Raw genomic sequence first — 15,622 nt, 5'->3', positions numbered from 1 at the left:
TACAAATGGTACACACCCTGCAAAGCTTCATCGGCGGCCGCTGGCAAGGCAAGGAAGCCGCGACCGCACTGCACAGCGCCCTGGACAACCGCGTCATCTACCACACCCACGCCGAGAAGCTGGACTTCGCCGAAGCCGTGCACTACGGCCGCAAAACCGGCATCCCGGCCCTGATGAAGCTGGACTTCCAGACCCGCGCCCAGCGCCTGAAAGCCCTGGCGATGTACCTGATGGAGCGCAAGGAAGAACTGTATTCGATCTCTCACCTGACCGGCGCCACCCGCCCGGATAGCTGGGTCGACGTGGAAGGCGGCATTGGCACCCTGTTCGCCTACGCCAGCATGGGCAGCCGCGAACTGCCATCGTCGAACGTGCTGCATGAAGGCCCGGCCATGGCGCTGGGCAAGCGCGGCGGCTTCTCCGGCACCCACATCCTGGTGCCGCGCGGCGGCATTGCGGTGCACATCAACGCTTTCAACTTCCCGATCTGGGGCTTGCTGGAAAAGTTCGCGCCATCCTTCTTGGCCGCCATGCCGTGCATCGGCAAGCCTGCCAGCGCGACTTCCTACTTGACCGAGGCGCTGATCCGCATGATCAACGATTCCGGCCTGCTGCCGGAAGGCTCGCTGCAGCTGGTGATCGGCAGCACCGGCGACCTTCTGGACCGCCTGGGCGGCGCAGACGTGGTGACCTTCACCGGTTCCGCCGACACCGCGGCCAAGCTGCGCTCCAACCGCAACCTGATCGCCAATTCCGTGCCGTTCACGGCGGAAGCGGACTCGCTGAACTGTGCGATCCTGGCGCCCGACGTCACGCCTGACGATCCCGAGTTCGACCTGTTCGTGAAAGAAGTGCAGCGCGAGATGACCACCAAGGCGGGGCAGAAATGTACCGCCGTGCGCCGCATCATCGTCCCGCGCCTGCATGCGGACGCGGTGGCGGAAAAACTGCGCGAACGCCTGGGCAAAGTCGTGGTGGGCGATCCTTCGGTGGAAGGCGTTCGCATGGGCGCACTGGCCTCGAAAGACCAGCAGCGCGACGTGGCCGAGCGAGTAGCCCAGCTGGCGCAAGGCAATGAAATCCTGTTCGGTGGCGCCGGATCGCTGAAGCTGGTGGGCGAAGGCGTCGAGAACGGCGCCTTCTTCTCGCCGACCCTGCTGCTGTGCCGTAACGCCCTGACCAACGATGCCGTGCACGACGTGGAAGCCTTCGGCCCGGTCAGCACCATGATGACCTACGACTCCATCGACGAGGCGCTGGAGCTGGCTGCGCGCGGCAAGGGTTCGCTGGTGTCGACCCTGGTGACCAAGGACCCGGCAACCGCTGCCTACGCCGTGCCGATCGCGGCTGCCTCGCATGGCCGCGTGCACGTGCTGGATCGGGAAGCTTCGGTGGATTCCACCGGTCACGGCTCGCCGCTGCCGCAACTGAAGCACGGCGGTCCTGGCCGCGCGGGCGGAGGAGAGGAACTGGGCGGGATCCGCGCGGTGCGTCATTTCCTGCAGCGCGCCGCGGTGCAAGGCTCGCCGACGATGCTGACTGCCATCACCGGCGAGTACGTGCGCGGTGGCGCGGTCAAGGAAGGTGACATCCATCCGTTCCGCAAGACCTTCGAAGACCTGGCAATCGGCGATTCGCTGCTAACCCATCGCCGCACCGTGAGCGAAGCCGACATCGTCAACTTCGGCGGCATTTCGGGCGACTACTTCTACATGCACTTCGACGAGATCGCCGCCAAGGACACCCAGTTCGGCAAGCGCATCGCCCACGGCTACTTCGTGCTGTCGGCGGCGGCGGGCCTGTTCGTGTCCCCTGCGCCCGGCCCGGTGCTGGCCAATTACGGCCTGGACAACCTGCGCTTCATCACCCCGGTAGCGATCGGCGACACCATCCGCGCCCGCCTGACCTGCAAGCGCAAGGTCGACCGCAACCGTACCGACGACAAAGGCCGTGGCCAGGGCGTGGTGGCGTGGGACGTGCAGGTGACCAACCAGAACGACGAACTGGTTGCAAGCTACGACATCCTGACTCTCGTATCCAAGCGCGCCTGACTTTCCAGCATATGCCAGCAAGCGGTGCCGCCGGCGGCGCCGCTTGCCACCGCGCTTGCGTGGCGAAGGGGGATTGTTTTTCATGTCCCGCACTGTAGCGGGCGAATGTGCGGCCAGTATGAACCCGCTGTGAAACGCAGCTACATCATCATTATGTAGATCACGCCTGCAAACGCCAGAATGATCAGCACCACGGCCGACCACTTCAACTTGTAATGACGTGCATGGCAGCGCTGGCAAACCCGCATTTTCGCACCGCCACCGCTTGCCAGCGGGAGCTCTTCATAGGTATTCCAGTTGATTTCAGCAGCGCAGAGCGCGCAGGTACCGCGCTCATTACGCCTTCCGCCGCGCCATTGCCGCAGCCGGTCGGTCACTAGCGCCGCCACCAGCAGCGCACTAAATAGCAGGAACAATATCTTCATTGTGCGCCGACTTTAGCATAAGCCAGCAAGCGCTGCCCGCTGCAAGTCCGGCGAGGAAAAGCATCGGGGCCAGCCGCACCAGATGACGCGCGGAATAGGCGCATGCCAGCAGCGGCAGGAATGCCATGGCGGTGAGGACTGCACCGCCGATGAAGAAGCATGGGCTGCGGATGCCGCGGCGCACGGCCAGCGTCATCGCACCTGCAAAAGGCAGGACCGAGGCGGCGAAAGCCATGATCCATGCCAGTACCAGTGTAGCGAGGGGAAAGCGGAAGGTTTTATCGCCGTTCACGACGAAGTCCCACAGCTCGTTGCCGAAGACGAAGGTGAGCGCGGCGCAGCTAACCGCAAGGAGGTGGGCGTACATGACGCGCTGCATCGAAATAGAGATGTTCATGAGCGGTACTTTAGATGGCCTGTATGCGCTCAGAATGAAGCGATTATGAAATGCCACAAGCGGACATGGATTCGCTACACTGCGGGCTGCGCCGCTCTTAACTTCTTAAGGTAAGCATGAAATTCATATCGCTGGCGGCAATTGCCGCCATGGCCCTGCTGACGGGCTGCACTTCGGTATCCGGAACCAGGTTTGCGCAGCAGGAGGCTGGCATGCCCAAGCTGTCGCCCGGCCAGGGCCGTGTGTATTTCTATCGCGTTGACGCGCTCACTGGCGGCGGCATGACGGCCCCGGTCAAGCTGGATGGGATCGTGGTAGGCGACTCTCTTCCAGGCGGCTACTTCTATCTCGATGCGGCGCCGGGCAAGCACGAAGTATCCGCCGCTACCAGGGTTACCAGAAAGCTCAGTTTCGTTCTTGAACCCGGGGAGACCAGGTATGTGCGCACCAAGGCGCAGTTTGAGGAGAAGGTCGGCCGCGTGGTGCCGGAACTGGTCAGCGCCGAAGAAGCCCGCAGGGAACTGCCGTCCCTGAACTTCACCGGCGCGCCAAAGTCCAACTGATCAAGCCTGCAATCCGAATGGATCGTCGATGGAGTGAGATGGCTTTGTGAACCAGCGCGGGCCGTCCTCCGCCATGTAGAAGTGGTCTTCGTGGCGCACGCCAAATGCGCCTGGCACCACGATCATCGGCTCGTTCGAGAAGGTCATGCCGACGTCCAGCGGCGTCTTGTCGCCGCCGACCAGGTATGGCCATTCGTGGATGTCCAGGCCGATGCCGTGGCCGGTGCGGTGCGGCAGGCCTGGCAGCTTGTATTCCGGGCCGAAGCCGGCCGCCTGCAGTGAACGGCGCGCGGCCATGTCCACCTCTTCGCACGGCACGCCCAGCTGGGCTGCTTCAAACGCGGCCAGTTGCGCCGCTTTCTCCGCATTCCATACGGCGCGCTGGCGCTCACTCGCTTCGCCGTACACATAAGTGCGGGTGATGTCGGAAATGTAGTTGTGCAGCTTGCAGCCGGTGTCGATCAGCACTGTGTCGCCTTGCTTCAGCGCCTGCACGTAAGAGACGCCGTGCGGGAAGGAGCTGGCTACGCCGAACAGCACGATCACGAAGTAGGAGCCGGCAGGCGCGCCCACCTTACGGTGCGCCTTGTCGATGAATTCCGCCACCTCGGTGGTGGTGATGCCTTCGCGCAGGATGCTGGCAGCGGCAATGTGCACGGCCAAGGTCATGTCCTTGGCGCGCTGCATCAGGGCGATTTCCGCCTTCGACTTGCGGGTGCGGCAATGGGCAGTGACGGGGCGCGCGTTTTCCAGCGCATAGCCTTCGGCCAGGGGGCGGATGCCGTCGAAGATGAAGAAGGCGGCGCTTTCGTCGATGCCGACGCGCGGCGGCTGTGCGGCATTCGGCACAATGCCCATTTTCTTCAGGACCGCGATGAACAGCGCATATGGGCTTTCATGCTCATGCCAGCAGTTGACGGCGCCTTCCACCAGCATGAAGTCGTTCAGCGTATCTTCTTCGAAGGCGGGGGCGATGTATTCGACGGCGCCGCTGGCTGGCAGGATGGCGCCGACCATGCGTTCGCTCGGGTACCACTTGGTGCCGGTGAAGTAGAGCAGGTTGGAGCCTGCATTGATATAGATGGCGGCAATGCCTTGCTGGCGCATGTAGGCTTGCGCCTTGTCGATGCGCGCCAGGTGTTCATCCTTGCCGATCGGCGTGGCGCCCGCCGTCATGTCCGACAGGGATGCCAATGCCTCTTCGATAGTCTTGCCGCCGATACCAATGCCCATGCTGCCTCCTTAAAAACAAGGGAAACATCATAGCACCGCAAGGACGGAAAAAAGCCGGCTATGCAGCTATCGTATCGGGGGATGACGATAGCCGCATACCGGCCGGGATGACGAATCTTACTGGACTTGCACGCTTACCTTGTCAACAACGAAGGAAGTCTGCAGCGAGTAGTCTTCCGTCATGTTGAAGTGGATGCGCACGGTCTGGCCCTTGTACGGCAGCAGGTTGAAAGTGCGGATCTGGTAACCGCTGGCCGGCATGGTGTTGTTGTAGGTTGCCAGGGTGCCCAGGGTGGTGCCGGAGCTGTTCTTCACGGACACGACCATCTTGTCGTACACGGTGCTGCCCGACTCGTTGGTGTCGATATGCAGCGCGAACGACAGGGTGGCCGACGTTGCGGTGGCCGGGATGGTCACGGTCTGGTACAGGGTTTCGGTAGCGGTCGTGCCGTTACCGCCCAGCCATGCGAAGCGGCTGCCTTCGTAGGCCGTCTGGCCGCTGTAGTTGCCGATCACGCCGGTGCTGCCAGCCCATGGCGAAGTGCCGGACTCGAAGCCGCCGTTGACGATCAGTTCGCTCTGCGGCGGCGTGGTGCCCACGGTCAGGGTGGCGTTGTTCGAGGTGGCGGTTTTTGCCGGCGACGAGGAGTCGCTGACGATGGCCTTGAACACGGCGCCATTGTCCGCTGCCTGCGCGGTGAACGAGTAGGTCGCCGAAGTGGCGCCCGAGATCTGCGTGCCGTTGCGGTACCACGCGTAGCTGTAAGGCGTTGTGCCGCCGCTTGCACCCACGGTGAAGGTGGCGGTGCCGCCGGGGGCGACCGTCACGTTGTTCGGCTGCGTGGTGATCGTTACCGTATTCGGATTGGCTTCGTCCACGTCGCTGCCGACGTTGATCGCAGCGTATGCGCGCTTGACCGCGATCGATTCCGGGCTGCCTACGCCGTACAGTTCTTCCGCGGCCTGCACCGTCTTGTTGCGCGCGTCGGCATAATTGGTCGACGAGGTGAACTTGGTGGTGTTGGCCTTGAACCAGATGCGGAACGCCTTGTCGTTGCCGATACCGGTCATGGCCAGCGGCTGCTTGTTCAGGTAGGAGCTATACATCTCGCTCGAGGACGAGGAATTCGAGCCCTGGGACAGGAAATAGAACATGCGGTTGTTCGGACCCGAGGAGTAGTGCACGTCGATATTGCCCAGGGTGCTGCTCCAGGCATCGCGCGATGCGCCGTCCTTGGAAGGCTTCCACATCCAGCGCAGCGGCTGGCCGGACTTGCTGATCTCCTTGCCCATCATCCAGTCGTTGCCGGACGGGATGGTGCTGCCGGTGCCGCCAGCGCGGGCATAGGCCTCGACCATATCGCCGGTGATGTCGGAGTTCGATTCATTCAGGCCGCCGGACTCGCCTGAGTAGTTCAGGTTGGAAGTGGCATCGGTCACGCCGTGGCCCATTTCGTGGCCGATCACGTCGATTGAACCGAGGCTGTAGAAGCTGGAGCCGTCGCCGATGTACATGCACTTGCAGCTTGGGTCGAAGAAGGCGTTGTCGTAGTTGTTGTCGACGTGGACGGCGATGTAGGTCGCGGTGTTGTTGCCGTCCAGTGAAGACCAGCCGACCACGTTCTTCAGCGTGTCGTAGGTGTTCATCAGGCCCCACAGCGCATTCACAGCGGCGGTCTGGCCGTTGGCGTTGGTGGTGCTGCCGCCGTTGTATTGCTGGCCGTCGCCCCAGGTGTTGGTGCTGTTGGTGTAGATGGAGCCTGGGCTTGGGTTGTTGGCCGACGAGTGGTTGGCATTGGTGATGGCCATGCCGCCATAGGTGCCCCCGGTGCCGCGCGAGGAGTCCAGCATCTTGTAGGTGGAGCCGGACAGGGTCGTGTTGATCGGCACGTCGCCGTTGTACTGGCTATGGCCGACGCCGACCACGGTCTGCAGGGCGTTCCACTGCTTGATCACGGCGCCGGTCTTGGCGCTGATCACGGTGTCGCGGAACACCGGACGGTTGTCCTTGTTCATGCGAGTCTTGACCAGGTAGGCCAGCTCGTAGTGGTCGACTACTTCTTCCACGTCCATCGCGTTCAGCGCGCTTTCGGCCTTGTTGGCGGCGGCGGCGGTGCGCTGGGTCTTGACTACTGGCCAGATCAGCAATTCTGCTTCCGGCTTGATGCGGTGCTGGGTGCCCGGTGTACGCGATACGGCGATGCGGATCGCCTCGTCGGCGCCAAAGGCAGCAGTGGTTTCCGGTGCGCCCCTGCCCGAGGCCCTGGCGGCGCGCGAAGCGTCCAGGCCATTGCGGCGGTCGGATGCGGACTCGCTGACGATATTGCCGTTTTCATCGGTGACAACGACGGACTCGGAACCGAACACGCGCAGGCCCTGGAAGGTGTGGTCGGCGCGCACGATGCGCTGGCCGTTGACACCCGGGTGCTGTTCGCGCAGCTTGTAGCCATGCTCGCTATCGAGGCCGGCTGCAGAGCGAAGTGAATCCAGGCGCGTCACCAGGTTCGCCTTGGCTTCAACGCTCAGCGGTTGAGCAGGAGAGGCCATCAGGGTATCTGGCAGGACGCCTGCGAATGCAGGGGCGAACGAGGCGGCAACGGCTGCGGCCAACAGGCTTTTGCGAAGTTTCATCGACTCTCCTTGGGAACTTGGGTTGGTGGGGAGAGATGACGTTATGCCTGTTTTTTGTGCAAGTCAACAAACTTGCGAAATGAGTCATTTTTACTTATTTTGTATATTTTTAGACAATAGATTACGGTTTTATAGTCACCAAAAGAAACGGGGGCGGCCTGGTGAGCCGCCCCCGCCTGACTGCCGGTTACCGCCTGTTACTTGACTTGCAGGCTGACCTTATCAACCACGAAGGACGTCTGCAGCGACGAGTCTTCGGTCATGTTGAAGTGCAGGCGCACGGACTGGCCCTTGTACGGCAGCAGGTTGAAGCTGCGGACCTGGTAGCCGCTGGCAGCGTTGGCGTTGCTGTAGGTCGCCAGGGTGCCCAGGGTGGTGCCGGAGCTGTTCTTCACGGTAACGACCAGCTTGTCGTACGCGGTGCTGCCCGATTCCGCGGTGTCGATATGCAGCGCGAACGAGAAGTTCGCCGACGTCGCGGTCGATGGGATGGACACGGTCTGGTACAGGGTTTCGGTCGCGGTGGCGCCGTTACCGCCCAGCCATGCGAAGCGGGTGCCTTCGTACGCCGACTGGCCGCTGTAGTTGCCGATCACGCCGGTGCTGCCGGCCCATGGCGTGGTACCGGATTCGAAACCGCCGTTCACGACCAGCTCGGATTGCTGGGTGGTGCCCACGGTCAGGGTCGCGTTGTTCGAGGTCGCGGTCTTCACCGGCGACGAGGAGTCGGTGACCACGGCATTGAACACGGCGCCGTTGTCGGCCGCCTGCGCGGTGAACGAGTAGGTAGCCGAAGTAGCGCCCGAGATCTGGGTGCCGTTGCGGTACCACTTGTAGCTGTACGGCGAAGTGCCGCCGGTTGCGCCTACGGTGAAGCTGGCGGTGCCGCCTGCAGCCACGGTGACGTTGTTCGGCTGGGTGGAGATCGATACGCCGGAGCCGCCTGCTTCGTCGACGTCGGTGCCGACGTTGATCGCAGCGTATGCGCGTTTTACAGCGATCGATTCCTTGCTGCCCACGCCGTACAGTTCTTCCGCAGCCTGGATCACCTTGTTGCGCGCGTCAGCATAGTTGGTCGACGCGGTGAACTTGGTGGTGTTGGCCTTGAACCAGATGCGGAACGCCTTGTCGTTGCCGATACCGGTCATGGCCAGCGGCTGCTTGGTCAGGTACGGGCTGTACATCTCGCTCGAGGACGAGGAGTTCGAGCCTTGCGACAGGAAGTAGAACATGCGGTTGTTCGGGCCCGAGGAGTAGTGCACGTTCAGGTTGCCCAGGGTGCTGCTCCAGGCATCCTTCGACGAGCCATCCTTGGAAGGCTTCCACATCCAGCGCAGCGGCTGGCCGTTCCTGGCGATTTCCTTGCCCATCATCCAGTCGTTGCCGGACGGGATGGTGCTGCCGGTGCCGCCGTTGCGGGCATACGCTTCCACCATTTCGCCGGTGATGTCGGAGTTGGACTCGTTCAGGCCGCCGGATTCGCCGGAGTAGGTCAGGTTGGACGTGGCGTCGGTCACGCCGTGGCCCATTTCGTGGCCGATCACGTCGATGGAACCCAGGCTGTAGAAGCTGGAGCCGTCGCCGATGTACATGCACTTGCAGTTCGGATCGAAGAAGGCGTTGTCGTAGTTGTTGTCGACGTGGACGGCGATGTAGGTGGCGGTGTTGTTGCCGTCCAGCGAGGACCAGCCCACCACGTTCTTCAGCGTGTCGTAGGTGTTCATCAGGCCCCACAGCGCATTCACTGCGGCGGTCTGGCCGTTGGCGTTGGTGGTGCTGCCGCCGCTGATGTACTGCTGGCCGTCGCCCCAGGTGTTGGTGCTGTTGGTGTAGATCGAGCCGGCCTGCGGGTTGGATTCTGGCGAGTGGTTGGCGTTGGTGATTGCCATGCCGCCGAAGGTGCCGCCTACGCCGCGGGTGGAGTCCAGCATCTTGTAGGTGGAGCCGGACAGGGTGGTGTTGATCGGCACGTCGCCGTTGTACTGGCTGTGGCCGACGCCGACCACGGTCTGCAGCGCATCCCACTGCTTGATCACGGCGCCGGTGGCGGCGTTGATCACGGTATCGCGGAACACAGGACGGCCGTCCTTGTTCATGCGGGTCTTGACCAGGTAGGCCAGCTCGTAATGGTCGACCACGTCTTCCACGTCCATCGCGTTCAGCGCGCTTTCTGCCTTGTTGGCGGCGGCGGCGGTGCGCTGGGTCTTGACCACCGGCCAGATCAGCAGTTCGGCTTCCGGCTTGACGCGGTGGGTTTTGCCTGCGGTGCGCGAAACGGCGACGCGGATCGCTTCGTCGGCGCTGAAGGCTGGCGTGGTGTCAGGAGCGCCCTTGCCGGTCGCGCGCGCGGAGCGATGCGCGTCCAGGCCGTTGCGGCGGTCGGATGCGGACTCGCTGACGATGTCGCCGTTTTCGTCGGTGACGACAACGGACTCGGAACCGAACACGCGCAGGCCCTGGAAGGTATGGTCGGCGCGCAGGATGCGCTGGCCGTTGGCGCCCGGGTGCTGTTCACGCATCTTGTAGCCGTGCTCGCTGTCCAGGCCTGCGGCGGAACGGCGCTCGTCCAGGCGCGCAGCCAGGTTGGCCTTGGCTGCAAGGCTCATCGGCTGGGCCGGCGCGGCCATCATGGTTTCTGGCAGGACGCCTGCAAATGCGGGGGCGAAAGAGGCGGCTACAGCTGCAGCCAGCAGGCTTTTGCGAAGTTTCATCAGCTCTCCTTGTGAGCGTTGGGGTTTAGGGAGAGCGGGAAGTTATGCCTGTTCTTTATGCAAGTCAAAAAAGTTGCGAAATAAGTCGTTTCTACACTTTTTGTTCAGTTTTAGACATTTGATTACATTTGCGTGGTTGTTGAACTAGCTTGCCTCGCGACGAAATGGCGCACGATTGGCGCGATTTGTAGGGAAGTTACAACGAAATAGAGGTGTTTTTCTAGTTTCGTGTTTGACGCAACACAAATATGTATCAAATTGTCACACTCATGTTGCACTAGTTGAATTTTGCGTTTTACACTAGCCCGTCATTTGTTTGACGTACCACTTAGTGAGGGCGCATCACTCATGTTGTCTATATCTACCAAAGTCGAAAGGATCGTCACGGAGTCGCCCTTCCTGAGCGAAGGTCTGCGCCGTGGCCTGATCAACCTGTCGGAACTGGCGCGCCAGCTGCAGCCGCAGCTCCAGAACGACCTGTGGAAGCCCGTCGGCCAGGCGGCCGTGGTCATGGCCTTGCGCCGCGTGGCCGGGCGCCTGCCGGACAAGGATGCACAGGAACTGGTGCTGGCCCAGCAGTCCGGCCAGCTGACCGCACGCACCGACCTCGTCGAATTCACTTTCCGCCGATCGGACCGCATCGATGAATGCCACCGCCAGCTGCTGGAGCGTTCGGGCACGGGCCACGGCCTGTACCTGACCGTCACCCGCGGCAGCGAGGAAGTGGTGGTGATCTGCAGCCGCCCGTTCATCGGCCTGGTCGAACAGATCTTCGCCGGCGAGCGCCTGCTGGCGCGGCTGGAGAACCTGAACGCCGTCACGCTGCAGCTGACCGCCGATTCCTGGCGCACGCCGGGCATCTATCACGCCATCCTGAAGAAGCTGGCGTGGGACAAGGTCAACCTGATCAACCTGATCTCGACCCACACCGAGCTCACCCTGCTGCTGGAGAAGGAACACACGGGCGCCGCCTTCAGCGTCCTCTCCAACATGATCGCGCACAAGCACTGATGTACACTTCCCTGTAAGGAGAACTTACAGGGGAGTTCGCATGGGCTTGAAAGACACGCAGCGGGTAGTGCCGGCATTGCGGGTGGCGAGCTACGCCGCCAGCAAGCCTTTCTATGAGTCGCTTGGCTTTCGCGAGGAGTGGACCCACCACTTCGAGCCGGGCATGCCGACCTTTGCCTCGATGATGCTCGATGGCATGGAAATTTTCCTATCAGAACATTCGGGCGACTGCCAACCGGGCGGGCTGGTACACTTTTATGTTCCGGACGTCGACGCCTTGTACGACGACTTCCTGGAGTACGGCGTGAACGTCGAGCAAGCGCCGAACAATGACCTGGGAGCGGACCTGCGCGTGATGTCCGTTCTCGATCCAGATAACAACCGGCTCAAATTTTTGACCCAGACCCATTGGGAGTAAGCGCAATGAAGAAAGCGCTGTTGTTCGCAGTACTTGGCATGGCCGCCGCGTCGCAGGCCGGCGCGCAAGGGCTGTTCAAGTGTACGGTAGACGGCAAGGTGACCTACCAGTCCATGCCATGCGCCAAGGGCGGCGCCCCCCTCGATTACCCGCCGCCGCCGACGGCCGCCCAGGTAAAGGCGGCCCAGGCGCGCGCGCAGGAAGACCGCGAGCGTGCGGACGAACTTGTCGTGCGCAACCGCGAAGCGCGTGCCAGACAGGCCAAGGAGGAAGAGGAAGCGTCGAAGGAGGCCGCCGCCAGTGCGCCAGTGGCAAAGAGCAGCTGCGATTCGCTGCGTTCCCGCCGCGAAGAATTGTACGGCCGGCGCAATGAGAACCGCCGCAATTCCCAGCTCGATGCCATGGCCAAGACCCAGGACGACATCGACAAGCTGGAGGCCCAATACACCAAGGCCTCCTGCGGCCCGCTCGACTGAGGGGCCGCTGCGCCGCGCTGTCTTATTGCGGTGCGGCGCCGGCAGGGGACGTTGCGGCTCCCTGCTGCGGCGCGACCGGAACGGCCTGCAGCGACATTTCACGCAGCTTGCCCAGCACGGCCTTGTCCTTGACCAGCGTGACAGGGCTGATCTTGCCCATCTCCTGATTGACCAGGTAAGCGACCAGTGCCCCAGCGATGGCGCCGCCGGCGGCCGCTTGTCCGTAGCTGAGGCTGCTATGTTTGACGGCGGCACGGCCAGCCACCCCACCTGCGCCGCCAACGGCTGCCATCAGGCCGACGCTGATTTTTTTCGTGACCGGGTCCTTGGCATAGCCGACATCGGCGCAGCCGACGCCTGCGGCTGGCGCTTCGTGCGGCACGCCATCCATTGAGGTGTACATGTAAATGTAAGGCATCTTCTGCGGATCGTTGGGGATGTAGAAGCCGCCATCGTTGTAGCCGCGCTTGGCGCCGGGATTCCCGGGCTGGAACATTGAGATGCCGCCCTGCGGGGCACGGTAGTAGGTGCCGTCCGCATCCACTTTTTCCGAAACGTAGGGGCCGCGCTCAAGGCGGGTTTCGGTCACCAGCTTCAGGATACCGGCTTCATCGACGGCCGTCATGGCCTCGGGCAGCTGGATGCAGGTGATATTGGCCGGCGTTGCCAGCTGGTCCGGTGCGATCAGCGGGGCGTTGTTGGCGCAGCCGCCGAGCATTGCGCTGGCGGCCAATGGGAATAGCAGTTTCTTGTACATGATTATCCTGTGGTATTGACCCCGGAAACGGACCGGTCACCACAGGATAATTACCTCATGGCAATCTTGCAATAAAATAATCAGGTTTGCCCAGATTACTTTTTCTTTTCTTCCTCAGGCTGCGAGAAGTTCAGCTCCGGCTGCTGCTCGTCGTCCTGCTTTTGCGCAGGTAGCGATTCCGGAGCCGCCGGCTGCTCGATATGCAGGTCGCCCGACTCCACCTTGCCGCCCGTGCCCCGGTCGAGGAAGGCGGTGACGGTTTGCGGCAGCGCAGCCACCAGCAGCACCATCAGCATTTGCAGGCCGACCCAGGGCAGGGCGCCCCAGTAGATATCCGAAGACTTCACTTCTTTCGGCGCCACGCCGCGCAGGTAGAACAGCGCGAAGCCGAAAGGCGGGTGCATGAAGGAGGTCTGCATGTTCACGCACAGCATCACGCCGAACCATACCAGCGCGGCCGATGCCGCCGCCTCCGGACTGCCCATCAGCGGCTCCAGTTGCGGCGCCAGCACCTTCTGCGCCACCGGCGCCAGCATCGGCACCACGATGAAGGCGATCTCGAAGAAGTCGAGGAAGAAGGCGAGGAAGAACACGAACAGGTTCACCACCAGCAGGAAGCCGATCCAGCCGCCCGGGATGCCGTTGAACAGGTGCTCCACCCACAGCCCGCCGTCCACGCCCTGGAACACCACGGAGAAGCAGGTGGAGCCGATCAGGATGAACACCACCATTGCCGTCAGGCGCATGGTGGACTGGTAGCTCAGGACGATCAGGTCGCGCAGCGGCTTGATCTGGCTGGCGCGGATCACGATCCAGGCCACGCACACGTACAGCACGGCCAGCGCGCCCTGCACGACAGGCTTGGCGCCTTCCACAAAGGCGCCCAGCAATGCCGCAGCCGCCAGGGCCGCCATGCCGATGCGGAAGAAGATCTTGTCGCGGCCGTTGAATTCCGGATGGCGCAGGGCTGCCAGGATCACCGCGCCCAGCGCACCCATGGCGCCCGATTCGGTCGGCGTCGCAACGCCCAGCATCATGGTGCCCAGCACCATGAAGATCAGCACAGCGGCCGGCACGATGCCTTGCAGGCATTGCTTCCACAGCGCCCAGCCGCGCGGGCCCAATTCGTTCTGCGGCGCCGGCGGCAGCCATTGCGGCTTCACGCGCGACAGGATGAAGGTGTACAGCGCGAACAGGCCGATCTGCACCAGCGAAGGGCCCCAGGCGCCAAGGTACATGCTGCCGACGTCGGCGGCAGCGGTCGGGGTCTTGAGCTGGTCGGCCAGCACCACCAGCACCAGCGACGGCGGCACCAGCTGGGTGATGGTGCCGGAAGCGGCCAGCACGCCGGTGGCGTAGCGCATGTGGTAACCGTAGCGCATCATCACCGGCAGCGAGATCATGGCCATGGCGATCACCTGCGCCGCCACGGTGCCGGTGATCGCGCCAAGGATGAAGCCGACGATGATCACCGAGTAGCCCAGGCCTCCGCGCACGCCGCCAAACAGGCGGCCCATGGAGTCGAGCATGTCCTCCGCCAGGCGGCACTTTTCCAGCACCGCGCCCATGAAGGTAAAGAAGGGGATCGCCAGCAGCAGGTCGTTGGCCAGCACGCTGCCGAAAATCCTTTGCGGCACTGCCTGCAGGAAGGGCACGCCGAAGAAACCCTGCGCAATCGCGATAAAGCCGAAGAACAGGCCCACCGCCAGCAGCGAGAACGCTACCGGGAAGCCGACCAGCATGAATACGACCAGGCCACCGAACATCAGCGGCGGCATCATCTCCAACGGAATCATTGCACTGGCCTTTCGTATTTGCTGTCCAGGTTGGCTTGGCCGGCGAGGTGGGCGATGCGCTTGATCAGTTCAGAAATGCCTTGCAGGGTGAGCAGGGCAAAGCCGACGGGCACCACGAATTTGATCGGCCAGCGCGCCAGGCCGCCGGCGTTGCTCGATTGTTCCATGATGGCCCAGGAAGGCAGGAACAATGATTCCCACGACAGCCAGGCAAACAGGATGCAGGCCGGGAACAGGAAGAAGATGATGCCGAAGACGTCGATCCAGAGTTGCTTGCGCTCGGGGACGTGGCCGTAGACCAGGTCGACGCGCACGTGCTCATTGCGCTGGAAGGTGTAGCTGGCGCCAAGCATGACGGCGGCGCCAAACAGGTACCACTGCATTTCGAGCAGGGCGTTGGAACTCCAGTCGAAGCCATAACGGATCATGGCGTTGCTGGCGCTGATGAAGCATGAGGCGAGGATCATCACATTGGCCAGCTGCCCGCAGCGGTAGCCAAGGCGGTCAAGCCAATGCGACAGGCGAAGAAACTCCTGCATTGCGTCTCCTGGTGATTGGATTATTTATTGCAAGGATATTAGCCGAGAATCACCCCGAATTGAATCGGTCCCCGGGGACGGTTGACGTTTCGCCACGAAAAAACTGGACAGGTGACAATTAAGCATTTAAGATATTCGTTAAATGCTTAATTAAATAAAAGTAGTACTCCGGCATTGGCTGGAGCGCCCGTCGGGTATAGACTAGAGGCCTCGCCGCGCATTGCGGCGCCCCTCAACAGAAAACCAGCATGTCGGACAAAGTATTTGAAGCATTGGCATCGTCGCCACGTCGACTGATCCTCGCCTATCTCTCTGAGCAGGAGATGACGGCCGGGGAGGTGGCTGCCCGCTTTGAAATGAGTGCGCCTGCGGTTTCCCGTCATTTGTCCGTCCTCGAAGGTGCAGGGTTGGTCAGCAGCGAGCGTCGCGGCCAGTATGTCTATTACAAGCTGATGTCCGACAACCTCGTCAATACGCTGACGCAGTTTGCCTTTGCGCTGTGCCCGGTCGCCGGGCCAATCAAGCGCGAAAGCAAGGCCAGGAAAAAGGCCGGCGAAGCGTAAATCGCCAGTACACGCAGACCGCAATGATGGCCTTTCATGGGCCAGGGTTTC

14 protein-coding genes are annotated in these 15,622 nt (G+C 62.4%); 6 read left to right on the top strand and 8 right to left on the bottom strand.

Features of this window, described 5'->3' with window-relative positions; genetic code table 11:
• Positions 1-5: 5 nt before the first annotated feature.
• Positions 6-2,051, top strand: a complete 2,046-nt coding sequence (gene paaZ, locus ACN9MW_RS27930; RefSeq protein WP_426165037.1) for a phenylacetic acid degradation bifunctional protein PaaZ — start codon at positions 6-8, stop codon at positions 2,049-2,051.
• 140 nt (positions 2,052-2,191) lie between these two features.
• On the opposite strand, the gene ACN9MW_RS27925 is transcribed toward paaZ, so the two are convergent.
• Both ACN9MW_RS27925 and ACN9MW_RS27920 read right to left on the bottom strand, forming a co-directional pair.
• Positions 2,192-2,476, bottom strand: a complete 285-nt coding sequence (locus ACN9MW_RS27925) for a hypothetical protein (RefSeq protein WP_426165035.1) — start codon at positions 2,474-2,476, stop codon at positions 2,192-2,194.
• On the bottom strand, positions 2,451-2,873 hold the full coding sequence (locus ACN9MW_RS27920; RefSeq protein WP_426165033.1) for a hypothetical protein: 423 nt from the start codon (positions 2,871-2,873) through the stop codon (positions 2,451-2,453). The genes ACN9MW_RS27925 and ACN9MW_RS27920 overlap by 26 nt, the downstream gene beginning before the upstream one ends.
• A 116-nt stretch (positions 2,874-2,989) precedes the next feature.
• On the opposite strand from ACN9MW_RS27920, the gene ACN9MW_RS27915 reads away from it, so the two are divergent.
• Positions 2,990-3,436: a DUF2846 domain-containing protein gene (locus tag ACN9MW_RS27915; protein WP_426165031.1), complete on the top strand. Its 447-nt coding sequence runs from the start codon at positions 2,990-2,992 to the stop codon at positions 3,434-3,436.
• On the opposite strand, the gene ACN9MW_RS27910 is transcribed toward ACN9MW_RS27915, so the two are convergent.
• From ACN9MW_RS27910 to ACN9MW_RS27900, 3 genes are all read right to left on the bottom strand, one after another.
• Positions 3,437-4,669 carry a M24 family metallopeptidase gene (locus ACN9MW_RS27910; protein WP_426165029.1) on the bottom strand — a complete coding sequence of 411 codons (1,233 nt, stop codon included), beginning with the start codon at positions 4,667-4,669 and terminating at the stop codon, positions 3,437-3,439.
• Between the two features lie 117 nt (positions 4,670-4,786).
• Positions 4,787-7,300, bottom strand: coding sequence for a M4 family metallopeptidase (locus ACN9MW_RS27905; RefSeq protein WP_426165027.1), 2,514 nt, complete (start codon positions 7,298-7,300; stop codon positions 4,787-4,789).
• A gap of 197 nt (positions 7,301-7,497) precedes the next feature.
• Positions 7,498-10,011 carry a M4 family metallopeptidase gene (locus ACN9MW_RS27900; protein ID WP_426165025.1) on the bottom strand — a complete coding sequence of 838 codons (2,514 nt, stop codon included), beginning with the start codon at positions 10,009-10,011 and terminating at the stop codon, positions 7,498-7,500.
• 348 nt (positions 10,012-10,359) lie between these two features.
• Here ACN9MW_RS27900 and ACN9MW_RS27895 point away from each other — a divergent pair, with 348 nt between their 5' ends.
• Genes ACN9MW_RS27895 through ACN9MW_RS27885 form a run of 3 tightly spaced genes read left to right on the top strand, consistent with a single transcriptional unit; the run spans position 10,360 to position 11,916 of the window.
• The gene (locus ACN9MW_RS27895) at positions 10,360-11,022 is read left to right on the top strand and encodes a hypothetical protein (protein WP_057260906.1); all 663 of its coding nucleotides are present in this window, start codon (positions 10,360-10,362) and stop codon (positions 11,020-11,022) included.
• Between the two features lie 40 nt (positions 11,023-11,062).
• Positions 11,063-11,440 (top strand): glyoxalase superfamily protein, encoded by a 378-nt coding sequence (locus tag ACN9MW_RS27890; protein ID WP_426165023.1) that lies wholly within the window; start codon positions 11,063-11,065, stop codon positions 11,438-11,440.
• Positions 11,441-11,445: 5 nt separating this feature from the next.
• On the top strand, positions 11,446-11,916 hold the full coding sequence (locus ACN9MW_RS27885) for a hypothetical protein (RefSeq protein WP_426165021.1): 471 nt from the start codon (positions 11,446-11,448) through the stop codon (positions 11,914-11,916).
• Between the two features lie 22 nt (positions 11,917-11,938).
• Here ACN9MW_RS27885 and ACN9MW_RS27880 read toward each other — a convergent pair whose 3' ends face one another.
• The 3 genes from ACN9MW_RS27880 to ACN9MW_RS27870 form a co-directional block, all read right to left on the bottom strand.
• Positions 11,939-12,673, bottom strand: coding sequence for a hypothetical protein (locus ACN9MW_RS27880; protein WP_426165019.1), 735 nt, complete (start codon positions 12,671-12,673; stop codon positions 11,939-11,941).
• A gap of 95 nt (positions 12,674-12,768) precedes the next feature.
• Entirely contained in the window at positions 12,769-14,469 is a 1,701-nt protein-coding gene (locus ACN9MW_RS27875) for a TRAP transporter large permease (protein WP_426165017.1), read from the bottom strand.
• Entirely contained in the window at positions 14,466-15,008 is a 543-nt protein-coding gene (locus ACN9MW_RS27870; protein WP_426165015.1) for a TRAP transporter small permease subunit, read from the bottom strand. The genes ACN9MW_RS27875 and ACN9MW_RS27870 overlap by 4 nt, the downstream gene beginning before the upstream one ends.
• Before the next feature lie 248 nt (positions 15,009-15,256).
• On the opposite strand from ACN9MW_RS27870, the gene ACN9MW_RS27865 reads away from it, so the two are divergent.
• Positions 15,257-15,571, top strand: a complete 315-nt coding sequence (locus ACN9MW_RS27865) for a metalloregulator ArsR/SmtB family transcription factor (protein ID WP_426165013.1) — start codon at positions 15,257-15,259, stop codon at positions 15,569-15,571.
• Positions 15,572-15,622 lie beyond the last annotated feature (51 nt).

The organism is Pseudoduganella sp. R-34 (genome assembly GCF_049904655.1).
Taxonomy (GTDB): Bacteria; Pseudomonadota; Gammaproteobacteria; order Burkholderiales; family Burkholderiaceae_D; genus Rugamonas.
The sequence above is the reverse complement of the archived record's forward strand: the minus strand, read 5'-3'. Positions and strand labels throughout refer to the sequence as shown.

Excerpts from the sequence above, each read along its gene's own strand:
- paaZ (WP_426165037.1), top strand. The coding sequence starts at position 6 with ATGGTACACACCCTGCAAAGCTTCATCGGCGGCCGCTGGCAAGGCAAG.
- ACN9MW_RS27925 (WP_426165035.1), bottom strand. The coding sequence starts at position 2,476 with ATGAAGATATTGTTCCTGCTATTTAGTGCGCTGCTGGTGGCGGCGCTA.
- ACN9MW_RS27920 (WP_426165033.1), bottom strand. The coding sequence starts at position 2,873 with ATGAACATCTCTATTTCGATGCAGCGCGTCATGTACGCCCACCTCCTT.
- ACN9MW_RS27915 (WP_426165031.1), top strand. The coding sequence starts at position 2,990 with ATGAAATTCATATCGCTGGCGGCAATTGCCGCCATGGCCCTGCTGACG.
- ACN9MW_RS27910 (WP_426165029.1), bottom strand. The coding sequence starts at position 4,669 with ATGGGCATTGGTATCGGCGGCAAGACTATCGAAGAGGCATTGGCATCC.
- ACN9MW_RS27905 (WP_426165027.1), bottom strand. The coding sequence starts at position 7,300 with ATGAAACTTCGCAAAAGCCTGTTGGCCGCAGCCGTTGCCGCCTCGTTC.
- ACN9MW_RS27900 (WP_426165025.1), bottom strand. The coding sequence starts at position 10,011 with ATGAAACTTCGCAAAAGCCTGCTGGCTGCAGCTGTAGCCGCCTCTTTC.
- ACN9MW_RS27895 (WP_057260906.1), top strand. The coding sequence starts at position 10,360 with ATGTTGTCTATATCTACCAAAGTCGAAAGGATCGTCACGGAGTCGCCC.
- ACN9MW_RS27890 (WP_426165023.1), top strand. The coding sequence starts at position 11,063 with ATGGGCTTGAAAGACACGCAGCGGGTAGTGCCGGCATTGCGGGTGGCG.
- ACN9MW_RS27885 (WP_426165021.1), top strand. The coding sequence starts at position 11,446 with ATGAAGAAAGCGCTGTTGTTCGCAGTACTTGGCATGGCCGCCGCGTCG.
- ACN9MW_RS27880 (WP_426165019.1), bottom strand. The coding sequence starts at position 12,673 with ATGTACAAGAAACTGCTATTCCCATTGGCCGCCAGCGCAATGCTCGGC.
- ACN9MW_RS27875 (WP_426165017.1), bottom strand. The coding sequence starts at position 14,469 with ATGATTCCGTTGGAGATGATGCCGCCGCTGATGTTCGGTGGCCTGGTC.
- ACN9MW_RS27870 (WP_426165015.1), bottom strand. The coding sequence starts at position 15,008 with ATGCAGGAGTTTCTTCGCCTGTCGCATTGGCTTGACCGCCTTGGCTAC.
- ACN9MW_RS27865 (WP_426165013.1), top strand. The coding sequence starts at position 15,257 with ATGTCGGACAAAGTATTTGAAGCATTGGCATCGTCGCCACGTCGACTG.